The following is a 20278-nucleotide window of genomic DNA, read 5'->3' as shown; positions in this document are numbered from 1 at the left end:
GCACGTACCGGTTCGGCCCAGCCGCGCCAGTTCGCCCGCGCTGGCGCCAGTTCGCGCGCGGGCGCCTTTCGGGCGCATTGGGCCCGGCGCCGACGCAGCAGCGTCGACCGGCCGCGCCAGCGGTCCGGGGCACAGCAGCACTGATTCGGGTGTGTCTAGCGCCAGTTCGGGCAAGTTCGACACAGCAGAACCAGCCCAGCACAGCAACGTCGACCCAGCACAACAACGCCAGCCCAGCACAGCGACGCCAGCCCAGCACAGCAACGTCGACCCAGCACAACAACGCCAGCCCGGCGCAGCAACGTCGGTTCGGCGCAGCAACGTCGGTTCGGCGCAGCAACGCGAGCTCGGGCGAGTTCAGCGCTAGTTCGACACAGCAACGTCGGTTCGAGCGCGCTAGCACCGGCCCAGTCGTGCCGGCTCCGGCGCTGGCAGCAGCGTCAGTTCGGGCAGCAACGCCACTCAAGCACGTTCGCGCCGGTTCGGGTGCGTTGAGCGCTTCATGACTGGTTCGAGGCAAGGTCGCCTGCCCGCTGTACGCGGAGTGTGCGATGGCGGCCGTCGCCACAGATAGCCGCCGGGGTCCGGCGTGCGGCAGGCGGGATGCCGCACGCCGTGATGAATCCATCCACATGATCCTGGTCCGGCTCTTCCCAAGGCCCGCGAGATCAGGTTAGGCTCACCTAAGTAGGAGGTGAGCCGTGACCGAGGCAACGACATCCGTCCGCCGCCCGCCCGCGCCGAATCCCGCCGAACGGGCCAAGACGATCGCGACGCGGAACGGGCCGGCGACGATCATGCCGACCGTCGAACGCGCCGACTGCGACGCCGAACGCGTCGAGCCCGTGATGCACCACGTGCACCACAGCGGCAGCGTCAGCATTCTTCTGCCGGACGAGCACCCGATGGTGCGCGCATCCCGGCAGACTCAACGCGGCGAGCTCGCCGTCATGGTCGAGCTCGCCGACCACGCTCCCGTGCCGCTTCGGGAGCCCATCCGCGGCCTGCTGTGGATAACCGGGTGGCTCCGGCCGTTGACCGCGGTCTCGGCGCGAGCTCGCGCAATCGCGATCGCCGGTGAGCGGCCGGACCACCGCCTCCTGGACGTCGGGCACGGCCTCACCCTGCTGCGCCTCACCCCGGCGTCACTCGTGCTGGCCGACGCGGAGGGCACGCACTCCCTGCGGCCACACATGTTCAGCGCCGCGCCGCCAGATCCGTTCCACGATTACGAGGCCGAGTGGTTGCGGCACCTGGAAAGCGATCATCCGGACGTCGTGGAACAGCTCGCCCGGCACCTGCCGTCCGAGCTACGCGGCGGCCGCATCCGCCCGCTCGGCCTCGACCGGTTCGGCCTCCGCCTGCGCGTCGAGTCCGACACCGGCGACCACGACGTACGACTGGCATTCTCCCGCCCGGTCGACGGCCCACCCGAGCTGGCCGCCGAACTCCGCCGCTTGGTCGGCTGCCCTTTCCTGCACAACCAGCACCTAGAACGCTGACCACCGGTCACCGCACACCAGTCCGCTGAGCGCGCCCGGTTGTCCCCATGGGGATAGCCGGGGCGCCGTGGGATAAATCATCCCCACGTGGACAACCCGAGCGTCGCGAATCAGTAGTCCCCAGGTGGACAACCTACGAGCGGTGGATCAGCAGTCCCCAGGGACGTCGTGGATCAGTCATCCCCACGTGGACAACCCGCGAGCGGTGGGCCCGCAGTCCCCAGCGAAACCGTGGATCAGTTGTCCTCATGGGGACAACCCTGGGCGCGGTGGATCAGTCGTCGGCCAGCTCCGGCGGGAAGCCGCCGGTGGCGAGCGGGCCCCAGCGTTCGATGGTGACGCGGATCAGGCTCTTGCCCTGTTTGCGCATCGCCTCGCGGTACTCGTCCCAGTCCGGGTGCTCACCCGAGATGGCTCGGAAGTAGTCCACAAGCGGTTCCACCGACTCCGGGAGGTCGATCACCTCCGCGGTGCCGTCGACCTGGACCCACGGCCCGTTCCACTCGTCCGAGAGCACACAGACCGAAACCTTCGGCTCACGACGGAGGTTCACGACCTTCGCCCGTTTCGGGTAGGTCGCGATGACGATGCGGCCCTCGTCGTCGACCCCGCAGGAGTTCGGCGACAGCTGCGGCCGTCCGTCCGAACGGGTGGTGACCAGGATCGCGTGATGGCGGGGCTTCAGGAACTCGATCAGCTCGGCCCGGTCGACCTTCGTGTTGGTGGCGATAGTCCTCGGCATACCCCGACGGTAGCGTGCGTTCATGAGCACCACAGCGCGATCGGGCCCGCGGGCATGGCTGCGACCCGTTCAGCCGGAATTCCCGCGGCAGATCACCGACCCCGGCGAACGGCGCGCGATCAAGTTCGAGCTGGTGCTCGTCTTCGGCATCACCCTCGGCCTCTCCGGGGCGCGCAGTCTGCTGTCCCTTGTGGACTCCCTGCTGCGACCGGTACCGCTGGCGCAGCAGCAAGCCCAGCTCAACGTTCCACAGGCGGCCGCGAGTGTGCTGGACCTGCTCCAGCAGCTGCTGAGCGCGGCACAGCTGATCGGCTGGGGCGGCCTCGGCCTGTACCTGCTGTGGCGGGCCGGACTGAAGCTGCGCGACCTCGGCCTCGACCGGCGCAAGCCGCGCTTCGACACGCTGGTGACGATCGGCATCGCCGCACTGATCGGCATTCCCGGCCTCGGACTGTACTTTTTGGCCTACCACCTCGGCATCAGCCTCGCGATCCAACCATCCACTTTGGACGACACCTGGTGGCGGCCCATTGCGTTGACGCTTTCCGCTTTCGGCAACGCCTTCGCCGAGGAAATCCTGGTCATCGGCTACCTGCTGACCAGGCTGCGCCAGCTGGGCGTCCGGGAGAACACCGCGCTGTTCGGCGCGGCCGTTCTCCGCGGTTCGTACCACCTGTACCAAGGCTTCGGCGGGTTCGTCGGCAACCTGGTGATGGGCCTGGTGTTCGGCCGGGTGTGGCAGCGCACCAACCGGCTGTGGCCGCTGGTCGCTGCGCACACCCTGTTCGATGTGGTGTCTTTCGTCGGATATTCGCTGTTGAAAGGCCACGTTTCCTGGCTCCCCTGACGCACGCTTATTAGGCTCGTCTGGTGAGCGACATGACGGCACCACCAAGGGTGGACAGTGAAGTCGGGGCCCTGCGCGCGGTTCTCCTGCACCGACCGGGAAACGAGCTCAAAAGGCTCACGCCCCGCAACAACGACCAGCTGCTCTTCGACTCCATCCCGTGGGTGGACCGAGCCCAGCAGGAACACGACGCGTTCGCGGACGTCCTGCGCAGCCGGGGCGTCGAAGTACTACTCCTCGCCGACACTCTCCGTATCGCGCTCGAGGACTCCCGGGCGCACGCCGCCGGTGTGCACGCAGCTGTGGATGATCGACGCCTTGGCACCGACCTTGCGGATTCGCTTAGGTCGCACCTAGCGAGCACCGACGCGCACACCCTCGCCGAGGTGTTGATGGCCGGTATGACCTTCGAAGAGCTGCCTTCGGCCGAAGGTGCGTCGCTGGTGCGGATGATGCACGACCCAGGCGACTTCGCCGTCGACCCACTGCCGAACCTGCTGTTCACGCGTGATTCTTCGGCATGGATCGGTGACCGGGTGGCCATTTCGTCGCTGACCATGCCGGCCCGGCGACGGGAGACCGCAGTACTCGACCTCGTGTACGCCTACCACCCGCGGTTTCGGCACGCGGCACGCGCGTACGGCGCGCATTCCGCACCGATCGAAGGCGGCGACGTGATGCTGCTGGCGCCCGGCGTACTGGCCATCGGAGTCGGCGAGCGCACCACCCCGGCTGGCGCCGAGTCGCTCGCCCGCTCCGTTTTCGCCGACGGTCTCGCACACACCGTCGTCGCCGTGCCGATAGAACAATCGCGCGCGACTATGCACCTCGACACCGTCTGCACGATGGTCGACGTCGACGCGGTTGTGATGTATCCACTTGCCCGCGATTCCCTTACCGCTTTCACCCTCCGGCCAACCGGTGACGGCGGTGTAAAGGTGGCAGGCCCGACTCCGTTTCTCGACGCCGCGGCGGAAGCCATGGGCATCGAGCGGCTGCGCGTGATCGACACCGGACTCGACCCGGTCACCGCCGAACGTGAACAGTGGGACGACGGAAACAACACGCTTGCCCTCGCCCCCGGCGTGGTCGTCGGTTATGAACGAAACGTGGAGACGAACGAACGGCTGACCGCGGCGGGTATCGAGGTGCTGCCGATCACCGGCTCCGAACTCGGCTCCGGCCGCGGCGGGCCCCGGTGCATGTCGTGCCCGGTGCGTCGCGACACCACACATGCCGAAGTTAGCCTTTCCTAATAACCCGTCTTCCATTAAGGGGAGGCTAACCAAAATAAGCAGTTCTTTCGTTAGGAATGGTAACCCTAATAGGGTGGAGATCACCAGCTAAAAGTGGAAAACAATGGCGTCTTGTCGTACCGTGATGAGCATGGCCGTCACCAAGAAAGAACCGCGCTCGAAGTTCTACGAACTGCTGCAGGCGCAGATCCACAACGAGTTCAACGCCTCCCAGCAATACATCGCGCTGGCGGTCTGGTTCGACAACGAGGACCTGCCGCAGCTCGCGAAGCACTTCTACAAGCAGTCGGTCGAGGAGCGCAATCACGCGATGGCGCTCGTCCAGTACATGCTCGACCGTGACCACCACATCGAGATCCCCAGCTCCGGCGACGTCCGCAACGACTTCTCCTCCCCGATCGAGCTGATCGAGCTCGCACTGGCGCAGGAGAAGGAGGTGGCCGTTGACATCTCCACGATGGCAAAGGCCGCGCGGGCCGAGGAGGACTACATCAGCGAGCAGTTCACGCAGTGGTTCCTCAAGGAGCAGGTCGAGGAGATCTCGCAGATGTCCACGCTGCTCACCGTCGCACGCCGTGCCGGGGACAACGTGTACGAGATCGAGAAGTTCCTGCACCGCGAGTCCGTCGGCGACGACGCCGCAGACGCCAACATGCCCCCGGTCGCAGGCGGCGCGCTGTAACCGCCGTCGGCAGGCCCTGGAGCCCGGAGCCAGATCCCAGAGCCCGAGTTGTCCCCAGGTGGACAACTCGGGCTTTCGTCTTGTCGCAACTATCCACCTGGGGATATCCCCGCCGATAGCATCAACCTAAAAGTAGGTTGAACCTAACAATAGGCGCCGTCAGGCCCGTCCAAGACACCCCGGCCGCGCAAGCCGTGCACAACCTGCGCACCACCACTGACCACAGCCGCGGCGACGCCCAAAGCAGCAACCACAGCCAACCAGCGACGGCGACGGCGACGGCGACGGCGACGAGCAAACTTACGGCAAGAGCAACTGTCACACAGCCCTCTCCACCAACCCAGCCGGACACCCTGAACATCAGCCCACAAGAGGCACGCTCCGAGTACAAGAGTCCGAGCCCACAGCAGCCGAAGCTCCCGGAGCCCCCGAAGCCCCACCAACACTCCCGCAACGACACCTGACGCCAGCAACACCAACGGGACACGCGGACCCCGCCGACACAGTTCGGCCGCACCAAATCTCAACCCAAACACCCAAACCCACCAGCACCCCCGCCAACACCAGTCGGGCACGCCGACACCACCTGGGCATGCCGACACCACCTGGGCACGCCAAGCCCCAACCCACAGCAGCGAAGTCGCTCGAAGCCCATCGCCGCCAGAAGTGACACTCGGCGTCGCTTGCCCCAGTGGATGTCGGGCCCCGCGCACGCCAGACAGTGACACCAGACCTCAACCCAAAGCACCCAAACCCACCAGCACCCCCGCCAACGCCAGCCGGGCACGCCGATACCACCTGGGCACGCCGAGTCACAACCCGCACCAGCCGAGCCAGCCGACACCCCGCCACCAGCGACGCCTGGCACCGCCGGTACCGACCGGGGTACGTCAGGCTCCGTCGGCGCCAGGAGGAAGTGGTTCAGGTGTCCCGCCGGCAGGTCGGTCCTGTCGAGCCGAATCCGCCGGACCTGCCGCTGGTCCGCTGGCCCGCTGGCCCGCTGGCCCTGGGTACGCCGAATCAGTTCGCGGTGACGGTGTGTCCACAGGTGGCGTCGACGGGCCAGACCTGTCCACAGACCGCGAACGCGGGCCTTGGGTTCGACCTAACCGACTCCGAACCGAACGTTATCCAGCGGTCAGCCCGCGCAGTCGTGACTCGCGGTGTGGACCTCGACGCTTCGCACCGCGCCGTCCTTGCTGAGGCTGAATCGGTAGGTGCCCTGGTCGCCGGCCGGGGAAACCAGGCCGCTCGCGGTCTCCGATGTGCCGGGGTAGGTCGCCGTGACCTCGTCCTTGGTCGAGCCGTCGCCGACGCCCTCCGGGGTGTGTGCGGAGCCGGCCGGCTTCACAGCAACCACCCTGCGCTCGGGCGACACCACGGCGGTCGCTGCGGGGGTCCCCGCACCGGCGACGTCGTAATACTTGCAGCCGGACGACTCCTTCAGCGGCGTGAGCGTGATCCCCTCGGCGGTCAGCTCCTGTTCAGTCATCCCCAGCTTCACGCCGCCGAGACCCTCGGCTGTCAACAGGGCTCCGGACGTCACCTGTGCACTCGACCGGCCGGATGGAGACTTCGAAGTCCGCGGCTCAGGAGACTCGGTAGACGAGTGCATCTCAACCGACGACGGCGGCGGAACGTTCGGATGCGGGACGGGCAAGTCCGCGGTGCTCGACGGGGACTCTGACGACGGTGGAACAGCCGGAGCACCACTCTCCGTGACAGGCTGAGCGGACACCGCAGTCCCCTCGTCGTGCGCACGCAGCTGAAACGCCACGACCCCACCCGCGGCAACCGTCAGTACGCACACTGCCCCGGCAGCCGAATTCAGCACCCTTCGCCGACGGCGCCGCCGACTCGCGCCCGCCACGATCGCCGACGCAGCATCGTCAGGTGGCTCGACAGCGAGCCGGTCATCGGCGAAGAGAGCGCGCAGCTGCTGCTCCAGCTCGTCCTCGGACCCGCTCACCCGGCCTCGCTCCCGTCCTGCTGCTTGAGCTTCACCCGCAACGACGCGATCGCCTTGCTGGCCTGGCTCTTCACCGTTCCCCGGCTGATTCCCAGCGTGTCGGCAATCTCCACTTCGGACAGTCCCTCGTAGTAGCGCAACACCATCACCGTGCGTTGCCGCGGCGGCAGAGCCCGTAGTGCCTGCCACAACGGCTCGTGCTCGAACGGGTCTTTCGGCGCGCACGAGCTCGTCTCCGGCGGGTCTGCGACGAGGTTCTCCCGCCGAGTCCGCCGCCATCGACTGATATGCGCATTCGCCATGGATCGCCGCACGTACGCGATCGGGTCGCCGGTCTTCTCGCACACGTAGGACCAGCGTGTGCCGATCTTTTCGAGCACGGTCTGAACGAGGTCCGCGCCGTCGTGCGGATTGCCGGTGAGCGCGTGTCCGTAGCGAAGCAACCCGGGCAACGCGGCACGCACGAAGTCAGCGAAATCGGCGTGCCGGACAGCTTCGACCTGCTCACCCGCCGCCCACGCCTTGGCGTCACCCGCGACGAGAGGTGCCGCTGCCGTCACCCCGTCGCCCCCTTCCCGGATGGCCTCACCGGAACGCGGTTCCCCGTCATCCCCAGCACGCATGAGCGCCCCCGCAGGTTGTCCGGCCGTGCTCGCTACTTTTCGTGCACTGTGGACAACTCTCAGCGCACCGAAAGTGCCGCGGGCAGCTTCCGCGAGCCGTCCGGCTCAGCTGGGAAATCGTGTACCGCGACCACAGCGTTTCGCGGGATCGGTCCGTAGACGTGCGGAAACCAGATTCCGTCCGGGTGCGCAGGTACGCCGTCCTCCCAGCGGACCTGGGCATTCACCCTGGTCGGGTCGACCTCGAGCAGGACGAGATCGGCGCGGTCCCGGTAGAGACTGTTGGCAGGCAATGCGACGGTGCCCGGATCCGAACAGTGGATGAACCCGACGTCGTCGAGGGAGGCGGCGCGGTATTGGCCTTCGGCGGGCACTGCGTCCCACTCGGCACGGCTGCAGATGTGGATGATCACGGTGTGATCGTCCCATCGAGTTGTCCACTTGTGGATGGCTCTGAGCCTGTCCACAAGTGGACAACCCGGATCAGCGGATGGTGAGCTGCCGCCCGATCAGCCCATCGCGAGCCCGGCGCTCGGCGGCGTTCAGCGGCTCGGCGTCGAGTGACTTGAGTGCCTCCTCGAGACGGGCGCCGAGCTGTTCCTTGGGTTCGGCCCACTCTCGTGCGTGCGCCTCGGGGTCGAGGTCCCACACCGGGACCAGCAGTCCGTGCGCCCGGAACGAACCGGCGTACCGGGTGCCCTCCCCCAGCCCGAGGGTGCCCGCGCCGGACAGTCGCGCAAGCGCTTGCAACAGCAGGTTCTCCGGTTCGGGTCGAACCCAGCGCAGGTGTGCCTTCTCGCCGGCGAGCACCCAGTAGGCGCCGGCGCCGAGCCGCTCGGTCGGCATGATCGCCGCGTTCGCGCGCTCAAGCGACACCGCGACGTCACCCGTCGCGTCGGTGTCCTCGGGCAGCCACCACGCGAAGTCGTTGTGCAGCGTGACGTCCAGCTCCGCACCCGGCACGAGCAGGTCCTGCAGCCGGTTGTGCTCGTCCGGCTCGGTCGGCGTCGTGGTGTCGGGGACGGACAGCACGTCGCCCGGCTTGGCATCCTGCAACCAGCGCAGCGAACGGCCGAGGTCCCGGCTGACGTCCGACGAGCGGGTCTGCACCTGAAGCCCGAGGTAGCGCTCGCCGTCCGACCGGACGAAAGCCGCCGCGGCCATGGGCAGCACGGTGCCGAGAGTGATGTCACCACCGTCGGCGAGCGTCAGCTTCGCCGTGGCCGACGGAACGAACTCGCGCAACGCGATCAGCTCCGGCTCGGCCGTCAGACCTTCGAACGGCTGGCCGACGAAGACGTCGCGCACCTTCGGCTTGCGGTCCTGCTTCGGCCCCTTCTTACGCGCGCCCTTGCCCACTTCAGCCTCCTCCAAGCTCGACGCACGACGCTATCGAAGCAGCCAGGTGCGGAGGCGCCCGGGTTGCAGTCGGTCAGTGGCGCACGTCTTTACCCGAGGCGTGCGGGCCGGTCGAATCGCCCGCATGGGAATCCCGTGGAAAGCCTCTTTCGACGAACTCGCGGCGAAAGCGAAGGCTGAGCACGACGCCGGACGCCAGCGATTCATGGCGTGCATCCGGCTGGATGGGGACGGAAGTTCTACTACGGGGAGCAGTGGTCTGCCGCGGTCGAGAGTGCCGGCTGGGTGGTCGATCGCTTCACGGTCACACAGCACGCGGGTGCTTTCGGCGAGGGGTCTTTCTGCTCGAGCGGCAGTAACAGGCTTACTGCTGTGACAGAGGGTTAAGGTCAGCAGGTGTTCGACCCTCGCGATCCTGCCTTCCTCGCCGATCCCTATCCCGCTTTCGCCGCTCTCCGGGAAACCGGTGAAGTGCATCGTCATGACGGCCTCGGCATTGCCGTGGCGGTGTCGCACGCCGCTTCGGCCGCCGTATTGCGGCACCGTGCGCTCGGCCGGATTTGGCAGGACGCGCAGCCATTGGAGCGGTTCGCGTCGTTCAACCTGCTGCACCGCAACTCACTGCTGGAAAACGAACCACCCGCGCATACCCGGTTGCGGCGGGTTATCGCCGGCGAGTTCGGCCGTGGCCACGTGCAGCGGTTACGACCGATGGTGGCACGCTTCGCCGAGTCGATGGTCGACGAGCTGGCCGGCAAGATCACCACAGACGGCAGCGCCGACCTGCTGGAACACCTTGCGCAGCCGCTGCCCGTCGCGGTCATCGCGGAGCTGCTCGGGGTGCCGGCCGAAGCCGGGCCGCAGCTCGTGTCCTGGAGCAACGCCATCGTGAAGATGTACGAGTACGACTTGCCGGCAGCCGGGCAGGACGCCGCCGAAGAGGCTGCTGCCGACTTCGTCGCTTACCTGCGCGACGTCGTCCGCAGCGCGCCCGGCGGCATCGTGCGCGACCTGATGGCCAGTGAGTTGACTGCCGACGAAGTGGTCGCCACGGCGGTGCTGCTGTTGATGGCCGGCCACGAGGCGACCGTGAACGTGATCGGCAACGGCGTGACCGCCCTGCTCACCCACCGTGACCAGTGGGAACGTCTTAGGTCCGACCCAACGTTGCTCGAACCGGCTGTGGAAGAACTGATCCGTTTCGACGCACCGCTGCAACTGTTCGAGCGCACCGCGACCGACGATGTGGAAATCGCCGGTTTCCCAGTGGCGAAAGGCGAGAAGATCGGCGCGTTGCTCGGCGCCGCGGCGCGTGATCCACAGGTGTTCGAGGACCCGGGCCGCCTCGACGTCGGCCGCTCACCGAACGCGCATCTCGGCTTCGGCATGGGCATCCACTATTGCGTCGGCGCACCGCTGGCCCGCGTCGAAATCGCCGCGGCACTCACCGCACTGACGACTCGGCTGCCCGGCCTCCGCCTGGCCGCAAAGCCGGAGCAGCGGCCGGAATTCGTCATCCGCGGCCTGCGAACGCTGCCGGTGACGGCCTGAGGTCCGGAAGGCCGCGCCGCGGCTGCACCGGCAGCGGCGAGTCAGCCCAGGCAGGTCGCCCGAGCAAGCCGGCGGAGGCGGATCGGCCAACGCCGGCCGGACCCAGCGGGTCCGCCCATACGGACCAACTCACGCGAGCGCACGCAAGCCGCCAGCCCAACAGATCGGGCGCGCTCCGCGTGCCGGAGGCCCGTGCAGGTCAGCCCAAGTCAGCCTCGGCAAAGGGCCAGCCCACCGGAAGCCAGCCAACCCAGCGCGAGCCGACCGGAAGCCAGCCTCGCCAGCCAGCCTCGGCGGGCCCAAGCCGGGCGGCGCCAACGGGTCCGCGTTCGGGCGTCAACGTAGGCCGGCGAACAGGTCGTCTTCCAGGCTGGGCGTGCCGGACGTTCCGGGTGCGTTGGGGACTGTCGTGCGGGCCAGGTGGTAGTCCTCCCAGGGCCAGGCGGTTCGTTCGATGTCCCGGGAGTGCGCGAAGAACGGGTGTGCCGGGTTTGTCTGTGTGCCGTGCGCGTGTAGTGCCTCGTCGCGGGTGGCGAAGTACTGCTCGCAGCGGATGCGGGTGGTCACGGTCAGGAGGTCGACCGGTGGTAGTTCTTCGAGTACCGGTCCCATGCGTGATTCCTGTCCGGCGGCGATTGTCGCGTCGTGCATGGTCTGGAACCAGGCTCGGCTGAGGGTGGCCAGGTAGTAGAGCTTGCGAGGCTCGCCGTTGTCCACAGCGTCGAAGGCAGCGCGGGTGATTTCGTGGGTTCGGATGTGGTCGGGATGTGGATAGCCGCCAGACTCGTCGTAGGTGACCACAACCTGTGGACGGAATTCCTGCATCAGCTCCAGCAACGGCTGCATCGCGTCCCGCAGGGTGAGCCGTGCGAAGCAGCCGTCGGGCAGCGGTTCGGACAGGCCGGAGTCGACGTGACCCAGGAATTGCTGCCGCACACCGAGAATCCTTGCTGCCTCGGCCATCTCGCGGCGCCGGATGGCGGGAAGTTCCTGTCGCACTTCAGGTTGGTCGAGCGCTGGGTTGAGCACATCGCCGCGCTCACCGCCGGTGCACGTGGCCACCAGGACGTCGACGCCCTCTTCCGCATAACGTGCGAGAGTGGCGGCTCCCTTGCTCGACTCGTCGTCGGGGTGGGCGTGGACAGCCAGTAGGCGCAGGTTCATGCGCGAGCTCCTTTCGGGAAGAAGACGGCGGGTACGAGGCTCAGCACAGAGAGTCCGAGAGCCCAGGTGAACGTGGTCCCGAACGCACCGGCACCCGGTGGACAACTGTGTAGGACGGACACAAGCAGCGCGGTTCCGAGCGAGCCGCCGATGCGGTTGATGACGTTGATCGCGCTGGCCGCCCGTGGAATGTGGCTGCGTTCGAGGGATGTGTACAGCATCGTCATACCGGGGGTGGTCGTGGCGCCGAGACCGATCCCTCGCACGAGCAACGACGCGGTCAACAGCACCGGACTCGGTGCGGCGCCTAGGCAAGCGAAGGCGACAGTGCCCACAAAGGACAGTCCGATTCCGCTGAGCAGCACGGCGCGCGGGCCGAACCGTTCGAGCAACCGCCCGCCCGCGACCAGTACCGCCGCCGAGCCGAGAGCCTGCGGTGCCAACAGCAGTCCGGCAGTCAACGCGGAAGCGCGTTCGACCTGCTCGTAGTACAGCGGCAGCAAGAGCATCGAGCTGTAGAGCGACGCGCCGAGCAGGAAGGTGCTCGCACTCGCAACAGTAAATGCCTTGTGCGAGAACAACTTCAGATCCAGCAATGGAGAATTCACGCGACGGGCGTGAAATCCGTACGCCACCAGCAGCGCGGCGCCGACGACAGCGAGGAAGCCGGCACCCTCACCAAGGCCGTACCCCAGCGCGCCGAGACCCGTCGGAAGCAGCAGGAGCCCGCGCACGTCCAGCCGGTCACGCGCGCCCGCGGACTCGTCGCGCGGCAACAGCAGGCAAGCGAGCACCAGCGTGGCGACGCCCAGCGGCACAACGCCGAAGAACAGCCAACGCCAGCCCAGGTTCTGGACCAGAGCGCCGCCCAGCATCGGTCCGAGCACCGGGGCGACGGTGGCCGGCAGCGTGACGACGCCGATCATTCGGCCCAGCCGTGGACCGGCCGCCTGCGCGAAGATCGCTTGGCCCACCGGTTGCATCAGTCCGCCGCCGAGGCCGTGCAGTACCCGGAACGCGATCAACGCCGGGGCCGACCAAGCGAATCCACACAGGACCGTGCCGAGTGTGAACAACCCGACGGCCGCGATCCACACCCGGCGACCGCCGAACCGGTCGGTGAGCCAGCCGGACAGCGGGATCGTGAGCGAAGCGGCCAGCAGGTACACGCTGGCCACCCACTGCACGGTCGGAAGCGAACTGTCCAGGTCACGAGCGATGACGCCGATGCCGACCGACACGATCGTCGCGTCGAGGACTGACAACACCGCGCCCATGATCAGGACTCCACCGAGACGACGGAGCGCGGCGTCGGTGGCCGGCGCATGCGTGAGCATCAGGCCCCCATTCATTAGGTCGAGCCTCAGATTAGGTTCAACCCATCCAATGGGTCAAGTACAAAATTATGATGGACCTAGTAAGCTTGCCGGGTGAGCCTCAGAGAGCAGAAGAAGCTGGAGACCCGGCGCACCATCTCGAACGTGGCCACGCGGCTGTTCATCGACCGCGGGTTCGAGCAGGTGACCATCGCGGACGTCGCGGAGGCGGCGCGCGTGGCCAAGATGACCGTGACCAATCACTTCGGCAGGAAGGAGGATCTGGTCTTCGACATCCGCAACGACTTCGTGGACTGGCCGACGAACCTCGTGAGTGGTGCACCGTCGAAGCCGGCACTGGTGGCCGTGCGGGACGGGTTCCTCGCGGAGCTCGACGAACGGAGTGCGCTGCTCGGGTTCGCAGAGCTGCCGTTCGTGCGGATGGTCCGGCAGAGCGAGACGCTGCAGTCCGCCCTCACGGAAATGCACCTCGATCGGGAACGTCAACTCGTCGCCGAGATACTCGACCGCAACCCGAGGCAGGAAATGCTGTCGCGGGCCGCGGGCGCGCACCTCACGTCGGTGCTGCGCTTGCTTTTCGAGGACGTCTGGGACTTGACCTGGGCCGATGTCCCGGAGGACGACCTCGTGGCGCGGGTGCGGGATTCGGCGAACCTGGCATTCGGGCAGCTGGAACCGGCGCTCGGCAAGCTATAGCGCGGGCGCGACAATCGGCAGGCCAGCGCCGCGGCAACGTCAGCGGGCGCTCGCACTGCTGCGGGCGTTCACACTGCAGTAGGTTCGGCGGGCACTCGTGCTACTGCGGGCTCTCGCACTGTCGGGCTCGGCGGGGCACTCGCACTGCCGCGGGCTCGGCAGGGCGTTCGCACTGCCACGAGCTCGGCGGCGCACTCGCGCTGCCACCGGCTCGGCAGGGCGTTCGCACTGCCGCGGGCTCGGCAGAGCACTCGCACTGCCACCGGCTCGGCAGGGCGTTCGCACTGCCGCGGGCTCGGCAGAGCACTCGCACTGCCACCGGCTCGGCAGGGCGTTCGCACTGCCGCGGGCTCGGCGGATATTCGCGCTGCCGCGGGTTCTCGCGCTGCTGCGGGTTCGGCAAGCTCTCGCACTGTCGCGCGTTCGGCAAGCTTGTGCCCTGCAGCGGCGTCGGCGAGCCGTTGCGCTACGGCTGCGCTCGGCGGGGCGGCAGCCCTACCGCGGCGGCAGCAGGTTTCGGCGCGACCGCGGCGTCGGCGGGTTTCGGCGCTGCCGGGGTGTCAGCGGGCGGCGCCGACCGGGCGTGCGGTGCGGAGTTCCGGGTCGGGGGCGCCGGTGACCTTGAGTACGCGCAGCTCACGCAGGCGGTCGGCGGCGATCGGGACCAGCAGGCTCGAGAAACGGCTGATGACCAGTGCCGTGACGATCGCGAGCGTTGCCGCGGCCAGGTCGGTGAGTGCGACCAGGACCACGCTGTCGGCCATTGCCTGTGCGCCGGTGCGGGTTCGCCAGATGATCGTGACGGCGAGCAGGATCCAGTTCACCAGCCACGCACCCCACCAGACGAGCACCAGCCGCGTCGGTTTCGGACGGTCCGCGCGGGGGCGGCCGAGGATCGCGTGTTCCAGTTCGCCGACGACGGAGAGTGCGAGGGGCAGGTTCGCGATCGGCACCAGGATTCCCACGAGCACCTGCCAAATCGGGCGCGCGGGTTCCTCGCCGACCTGGTCCGCGGCAGCCTGTCGGGCGACGAGCAGCCACCACAGTGACAGTCCCGCCGGCAGCAGCGACAGGATCGTGGTGAGCAGGCCGGCCGTGACGACGAACGCGTCGGAGAACGCGACCACCCCGGTGTTCAGCGCGGAATTACGGCTCTGCACGAGGAGCACGTACCGCCAGATCTCCGCACCGGCGGCGGCAACGGCGAAGACCGCGAACGTCCACAGGATCGTGCGGAGGCTCTGCGCAAGGACTGGGATGCGATCGATCGGGCGGATCGCGCCGGAGACCGTGCCGGGCACGGTGGTCGGGCGGCGCCAGACGAGGTTCGGAAATCCCCAGCGTGGCGGCACCGGATATGACGGTGGGCCGGTGTACGGCGTCGCCGGAACCGCACGGCGGTGGCGAACCACTCCTGGAGGTGGCGCGGCGACCCACCGCAACCGCGCCGGCCGTCGTTGCGGCGCGCGAGGCGCAACGGTGCGGTGGATCGGACCCTGCGGGGCGGCGGTGAACGGCAGTGCAGGGTGCGGCGGGTAAGCGGGGTGACCGGGCCGCTGGGGATGGGCGGAGTAGGCGGCCTGCTGGGGATGGACGGGCTGCGCGGGGTAGGGCGCGAACGCAGGGGACCCGGCGTGGCTTGGAGCTCCAGCGGGGTACGGGGGCGGCCCTGGCTGCGCGCCGAGGGTCGGTTGCGGCTGAGGAGAAGACCGGCCGACGAAACCGGGCTGGCCAGCATCACCGGACCAGGCACCGGAACCAGCCGCCGTGGGGTGATGCGGCTGCCCGACGCCCGGAGCACCGCCCTCCGGACCCGGAGGTCCGCTACCGGGTGCGTTGGCCGGCGCACTGCCGACCGAGCCCGCGGATCCACCGCCCGGTGCGGCAGGCGAAACCCCCGACGCAGCGGCCGTCCCCGCGGCCTCGCCCGCCGGGGCGGTGGGCGAAGCCGACGCGACATCGATCGGTTGGACGATCTCGCCGCCGGGGGCAGCGGTGGACGAAGCACCCGACGCACCGCCAACCGAACCCGAGGATCCACCGCTGGCCGCAGCAGCAGACGAAACCCCCGACCCAGCATCGCCCGAGCCCGCGGAACGACCATCCGGCACGCTGGCAGACGAAGTAGCCGACGTGCTGTCGGCCGGGCCCGAGGACCCACCGCCCGGTACAGCAGGCGAAACGCCCTGTGCAGCAGCCGAACCTGAGGAACCACTATCGGTCACGCTGGCAGACGAAACACCCGCCGCACTGCCGACCGGGCCCGCGGACCCACCGCCGGGTACAGCAGGCGAAACGCCCTGTGCAGCAGCCGAACCTGAGGAACCACTATCGGTCACCTTGGCAGATGAAGTAGCCGACGTGCTGTCGGCCGGGCCCGACGGTGCGCTGCGAGATACCGCAGGCGAAACGCCCGACACATCGTCGGCCGGGCCCGAGGGGTCGCTTCCGGGCACATCAGCAGACGAAACACCCGCCGCGCCGACCGAACCCGACGAACCACCGTCGGGGGTGGAACGCGAAACTCCCGACGCAGCGGCCGTCCCCGCGGCCTCGCCCGACGGGGCGGTGGGCGAAGCCGACGCGACATCGGTCGGTTGGGCGGCCCCGCCCTCGCCGCTGGGGGCGGTGGTGGGTGGGGTGCCTGGTGCGGCGTCGGCCGTGTCCCCGCGCCCGGTGCCGGGTTTGGCGGGCGGTGCACCCGGGTTGGCGCCCGACGGTGGCGCGGGGGTGGCCGCGTTGTCGGGCGCGTCCGCCGGGCCGGGGTCGGCGGCGGGCTGGTCGGGCGGGGGGTGGGGCGAGGACATCCGTCAGAGGACCTCGGGGGTTGCGCCTGGGTTTTCGGTCACCATCGGGCGGCCTTCGCGGGCCCAGGAGCCCATGCCGCCTGCGACGTTGACCGCGTCCCAGCCGCTGGCGTTCAGCCAGGCCGTTGCGCGCGCCGAGCGGCCGCCACTTCGGCAGATGACGTGGACCGGCTGGTCGTCCGGCAGTTCGGCCAGTTCGCCCACTCGGGCGGGTAGTTCGCCGAGCGGGATGTGCAGTGCCGCGGGGGCGTGCCCTGCGGCCCATTCGTCGTCCTCGCGGACGTCGAGCAGGGCGAGGCCGTCCTTGGGCAGGTCACGGACCTCGGCGGTCGGAAGTTCAGCTGGGCTCACCACAGTTCCATGCTCCCATGTCGAGACGTTGTGCGCGTGTGAGGAACGCTAGCCTTGGTACTCCGTCCGCGATTGTCCGGCCAGGTCCAGCCGCCGCACGAGCAGGCGAGACGACACCAGTTACGGCCACCCGGAGTCACGGTTTCCGGTGCCGTCCACGGCCGTTGCGGGGCTTGTCCTCCACCTGGCCGAACCGCGCGACCGCCCGGTCGTGCATCAGGCCGAGCGGATCCGGGGCGTGCAGCCGCAGCATGATGTCGTTCACCAGCTCCGGACGCCCGTACCGGGTCAGCCTGCTCACCAGGTAGGTCACCAGGAACGCGGACGGCACCGAGATCAACGCCGGCTGCACGGTCCACCACGGCGGCACCACTCCGGTGTACCCGCACACGATGTTGAAGGCGAGTGCCGCCAGCACCATGCCGCCGCCGACGATCATCCCGGACAGTGCGCCCGGCCAGCTGAGCTTGCGCCACCAGATACCCAGCAACAGCAGCGGGCTGAACGTCGAGGCGGCGAGCGCGAACGTCATGCCGATCGAGATCGAGATGTCCTCGGTGCGCAGCAGGAGCGTCAGCCCCAGCGGGCACACCGCGACGATTGCCGTTGCCACCCGGAAATCCCGGATCCGCCCCGGTAGCAGGTCGGTGGACACCACACCGGCCACGCTCACCAGCAAGCCCGACGAACTCGACAGGAACGCCGCGAACGCGCCCGCCGCCACCACCGCACCGAGGATCTGCCCCGGCCACCCCGGCAGCAACGCGCTGGGCAGCATGAGCACGGCCGCGTCCGTGTTGCCGGTGACCAGCAGCTGCGGCACGTACATCCGGGCGAGCGCGCCCAGCATCGTCGGGAACAGGTAGAACAGCCCGAGCAGCAGCAGCACGTGCACGGTGGTGCGGCGCGCGGCCTTGCCGTCCGGGTTCGTGTAGAAGCGTACGAGCACGTGCGGCAGACCCATCGTGCCGAGGAACAGCGCGAAGATCAGCGAATAGATCTGCAGCAGGTCGGTGACCTTGCCGGACGCCGGGTGCAGCCAGTCGTCGTTCGTCGCGGGCACGTCGGTGGTCGCCGGGACGTTGCTCACCACCGGCACCGGCGTACCTGCCGCGAAGTTCAGCGTGGTGCCCTGGGAAACCTTGTGCGGCACGGCCGGCGACCAGTGCGCCGCGCCGCGCGCCGGGCCGTCGTCGATCTCGCCGTAGGCGTAGAAGTAGGTCTCGGTGGTGACCTTCACCGTCACGTTCGCCTTCACCGACACCGTCGTGTCGTGCGGGAACACCGGTGGCGCCGGCTCGCCCAGCCCACGCACGCCGTGCGGTCCGCCGCCGGCGAAGAAGACCATGCACAGCACGAACGTGGGCACCGCGATCGCGAACAGCTTCAGCCAGTACTGGAACGCCTGCACCACGGTGATCGCACGCATCCCGCCGAACATCACGTTGGCGCTGACGAGCACCGTCACCGCCGCCGCCCCCATCCAGGCGGGCACGCCGGGCAGGATTTCACTGAGCGTGAGACCGGCGCCCTGCAGCTGCGGGACCATGTAGAGGATTCCGATGAACACCGCGAACGCCGTCGCGAACCGGCGCAGCCCGATCGAGCCGAGCCGGGCCTCCACGAAGTCCGGCAGCGTATAGGCGCCGGACCGGCGCAGCGGCGCGGCGACGAACAGCATCAACGCGAGGTAGCCGGCGGTGAAGCCGATCGGATACCAGGTCGCGTCCGCGCCGTCCTTGAGCACGATGCCCGCGACCCCGAGGAACGAAGCGGCCGAAAGGTACTCACCCGAGATCGCCGCGGCATTGCGCCGCGACCGCACGGTGCGGCGGGCGACCAGGAAATCGTGCGTGCTGGTGGCCGAACGCGACGAGCGGTGGCCGAGGTAGTAGGTCGCCGCAGCGACCAGCGCAATGCCGGCCAGCGCCCACGGGTTCAGCTCCACGGCTGGAATCCTCGCATGACCGCGCGGTTCGGCGATGCCCCGCCACCGGGGGCTTTTCGCCGCACGCGGTCAGTTCTCGATCATGTCCACGAAGTCCCGTTCGTGTCGTTCGGCCAGCCGGTTGTACCAGATGCCGATGGCGAAGAGGAACGGAAACGGCAGCAGTCCGAGCACGATCCACGGGATCGGGATGCCGATCACGGTGCACCGCGAGACCGCCGGCAGCAGGTAGAACAGCACCGGTAGCACCCCGAGCACCACCAGCACGAACACCGCCAACAGCACGGCGGTGCGCAACTGGACCTTCACCAGGTCCCGGACCAGCAGTTTTCCCCAGCTGGTCTGCTCCTCCAGCTCCACCCGGCCGCGCATCCGGCCCGTCGCCTGCCGGGAATCGGCAAGCACCACCCGTTCGCGTTTGGGCCGCACGTGCGCGGGTTCACCGGCCCGCAACGGCTCCGGAGCCGGCGGCACCGGCTCGACCACCGCCTGGTCCTCGGGCCTGCTGCCCAGCGTCGGGTCCGGTTTGCGGACGCCGTTCTCGAGGCGGTGGTAGGGGTCTTCGGGAGACGTCATGGCAGGTCAGCCTGCTCGGCCGGAACCGACCAGCCGGTCCTTCAGCGCGCGGGTGTGGCGGCGGCTGACCGGCAGCACCTTCTCCTCGTTGCCGATCACCACCTGGTAGCCGCCCTGTCCCATGCGCAGTTCGGTGATCAGCTGCAGCGCGACCAGGAACGATCGGTGGATCCGCACGAACCCGGCCTTCTCCCAGCGTTCCTCGAGCTGGGCGAGCGGGATGCGGACCAGATGGCTGCCCTCGGTGGTGAACAGCCGCGCGTAGTCGCCCTGCGCCTCCACCCATCGCACCGACGAACGCGGGATCAGCTTCGTGGTGCCCGCGAGCTCGACCGGGATCACCTCGTCGTCGTTCTTCACCGCCTCCGGCCCGGCCCCCGGCGCGGCGGCCGGGCTGGCGGCGGTGGCGAGTTTCTCGCGCACTCGCGCCACCGACCGGTCGAGCCGGTCCTGCTGGAACGGTTTGAGCACGTAGTCGACGGCACCGAGGTCGAAGGCGTTGACCGCCTCCTCGGCGTGGCCGGTGACGAAGACCAGGATGGGCGACGGGTTCATCGCCGCGATCACGCGGGACATCTCCATCCCGGACAGCCCCGGCATGTCGATGTCGGCGAAAACCGCGTCGACCGTCGGCAGGCCGCGGGCACGCCGGGCCGCCAGCTCCGGGTCGTCGTGGGAGAACAACCGCAGCGCGTCGGACGCGTCGGACGCCTTGAACACGCGGTGGATGTGCGGGTTGTTCCGCAAGCCGTGGGTTAGTTCGTCCAGCCCGTTCAGCTCGTCGTCCACAGCGAGGACGACGAGCTGGCGGGTGTCTTCGTGAGCACTCACAGTGAACTGCATCCTGCCGATTGCCGGGTGCGATGTC

At 68.6% G+C, this 20278-nt stretch carries 18 protein-coding genes; 6 read left to right on the top strand and 12 right to left on the bottom strand.

The window, feature by feature from the left end; all coding sequences use genetic code 11:
- The first annotated feature begins 701 nt into the window (after nucleotides 1-701).
- Nucleotides 702-1502, top strand: a complete 801-nt coding sequence (locus ABD793_RS09660; RefSeq protein ID WP_344857749.1) for a DUF2470 domain-containing protein — start codon at nucleotides 702-704, stop codon at nucleotides 1500-1502.
- Nucleotides 1503-1776: 274 nt separating this feature from the next.
- Here the strand turns inward: ABD793_RS09660 and ABD793_RS09655 are convergent, their stop codons facing one another.
- A complete protein-coding gene (locus ABD793_RS09655) occupies nucleotides 1777-2244 on the bottom strand; it encodes a PPOX class F420-dependent oxidoreductase (protein WP_344857747.1) in 468 nt (155 codons plus the stop codon).
- A gap of 22 nt (nucleotides 2245-2266) precedes the next feature.
- Here ABD793_RS09655 and ABD793_RS09650 point away from each other — a divergent pair, with 22 nt between their 5' ends.
- From ABD793_RS09650 to ABD793_RS09640, 3 genes are all read left to right on the top strand, one after another.
- Nucleotides 2267-3091, top strand: a complete 825-nt coding sequence (locus ABD793_RS09650; RefSeq protein WP_344857745.1) for a CPBP family intramembrane glutamic endopeptidase — start codon at nucleotides 2267-2269, stop codon at nucleotides 3089-3091.
- A gap of 50 nt (nucleotides 3092-3141) precedes the next feature.
- Nucleotides 3142-4347, top strand: coding sequence for an arginine deiminase (locus ABD793_RS09645; protein ID WP_344858108.1), 1206 nt, complete (start codon nucleotides 3142-3144; stop codon nucleotides 4345-4347).
- A gap of 130 nt (nucleotides 4348-4477) precedes the next feature.
- Nucleotides 4478-5029, top strand: coding sequence for a ferritin (locus ABD793_RS09640; RefSeq protein WP_344857743.1), 552 nt, complete (start codon nucleotides 4478-4480; stop codon nucleotides 5027-5029).
- Nucleotides 5030-6167: 1138 nt separating this feature from the next.
- Here the strand turns inward: ABD793_RS09640 and ABD793_RS09635 are convergent.
- The 4 genes from ABD793_RS09635 to ABD793_RS09620 form a co-directional block, all read right to left on the bottom strand.
- Nucleotides 6168-6521, bottom strand: coding sequence for a hypothetical protein (locus tag ABD793_RS09635; RefSeq protein ID WP_344857741.1), 354 nt, complete (start codon nucleotides 6519-6521; stop codon nucleotides 6168-6170).
- Nucleotides 6522-6994: 473 nt separating this feature from the next.
- Nucleotides 6995-7558, bottom strand: a complete 564-nt coding sequence (locus ABD793_RS09630; RefSeq protein ID WP_425548679.1) for a SigE family RNA polymerase sigma factor — start codon at nucleotides 7556-7558, stop codon at nucleotides 6995-6997.
- 122 nt (nucleotides 7559-7680) lie between these two features.
- Complete coding sequence (locus ABD793_RS09625; protein ID WP_344857737.1) at nucleotides 7681-8034, bottom strand: DUF952 domain-containing protein; 354 nt, start codon at nucleotides 8032-8034, stop codon at nucleotides 7681-7683.
- 70 nt (nucleotides 8035-8104) lie between these two features.
- A complete protein-coding gene (locus ABD793_RS09620; RefSeq protein WP_344857735.1) occupies nucleotides 8105-8980 on the bottom strand; it encodes a DUF5926 family protein in 876 nt (291 codons plus the stop codon).
- Between the two features lie 396 nt (nucleotides 8981-9376).
- Here ABD793_RS09620 and ABD793_RS09615 point away from each other — a divergent pair, with 396 nt between their 5' ends.
- Nucleotides 9377-10531, top strand: a complete 1155-nt coding sequence (locus ABD793_RS09615; protein ID WP_344857733.1) for a cytochrome P450 — start codon at nucleotides 9377-9379, stop codon at nucleotides 10529-10531.
- A 336-nt stretch (nucleotides 10532-10867) separates the two neighbouring features.
- Here the strand turns inward: ABD793_RS09615 and mca are convergent, their stop codons facing one another.
- Together mca and ABD793_RS09605 are read right to left on the bottom strand one after the other, a co-directional pair.
- Nucleotides 10868-11695, bottom strand: a complete 828-nt coding sequence (gene mca, locus ABD793_RS09610) for a mycothiol conjugate amidase Mca (RefSeq protein ID WP_344857731.1) — start codon at nucleotides 11693-11695, stop codon at nucleotides 10868-10870.
- Nucleotides 11692-13032, bottom strand: coding sequence for an MDR family MFS transporter (locus ABD793_RS09605; protein ID WP_344857729.1), 1341 nt, complete (start codon nucleotides 13030-13032; stop codon nucleotides 11692-11694). Before ABD793_RS09605 ends, mca begins: the two co-directional genes overlap by 4 nt.
- A 93-nt stretch (nucleotides 13033-13125) precedes the next feature.
- Here ABD793_RS09605 and ABD793_RS09600 point away from each other — a divergent pair, with 93 nt between their 5' ends.
- Complete coding sequence (locus tag ABD793_RS09600; protein WP_344857727.1) at nucleotides 13126-13728, top strand: TetR/AcrR family transcriptional regulator; 603 nt, start codon at nucleotides 13126-13128, stop codon at nucleotides 13726-13728.
- A gap of 560 nt (nucleotides 13729-14288) precedes the next feature.
- On the opposite strand, the gene ABD793_RS09595 is transcribed toward ABD793_RS09600, so the two are convergent.
- The 5 genes from ABD793_RS09595 to ABD793_RS09575 form a co-directional block, all read right to left on the bottom strand.
- Nucleotides 14289-15218, bottom strand: coding sequence for a DUF4328 domain-containing protein (locus tag ABD793_RS09595; RefSeq protein WP_425548678.1), 930 nt, complete (start codon nucleotides 15216-15218; stop codon nucleotides 14289-14291).
- Nucleotides 15219-16538: 1320 nt separating this feature from the next.
- Nucleotides 16539-16889: a rhodanese-like domain-containing protein gene (locus ABD793_RS09590; protein WP_344857723.1), complete on the bottom strand. Its 351-nt coding sequence runs from the start codon at nucleotides 16887-16889 to the stop codon at nucleotides 16539-16541.
- A 133-nt stretch (nucleotides 16890-17022) separates the two neighbouring features.
- Nucleotides 17023-18834, bottom strand: coding sequence for a sodium/solute symporter (locus tag ABD793_RS09585; protein ID WP_344857721.1), 1812 nt, complete (start codon nucleotides 18832-18834; stop codon nucleotides 17023-17025).
- A 69-nt stretch (nucleotides 18835-18903) separates the two neighbouring features.
- Nucleotides 18904-19410, bottom strand: coding sequence for a hypothetical protein (locus ABD793_RS09580; protein WP_344857719.1), 507 nt, complete (start codon nucleotides 19408-19410; stop codon nucleotides 18904-18906).
- 6 nt (nucleotides 19411-19416) lie between these two features.
- Entirely contained in the window at nucleotides 19417-20253 is an 837-nt protein-coding gene (locus tag ABD793_RS09575; protein ID WP_344857717.1) for a LytR/AlgR family response regulator transcription factor, read from the bottom strand.
- Nucleotides 20254-20278: the final 25 nt, after the last annotated feature.

The sequence above is a fragment of the Amycolatopsis ultiminotia genome, from assembly GCF_039536925.1.
GTDB lineage: Bacteria > Actinomycetota > Actinomycetes > Mycobacteriales > Pseudonocardiaceae > Amycolatopsis > Amycolatopsis ultiminotia.
This window is presented reverse-complemented; position numbering and strand designations above follow the sequence as displayed.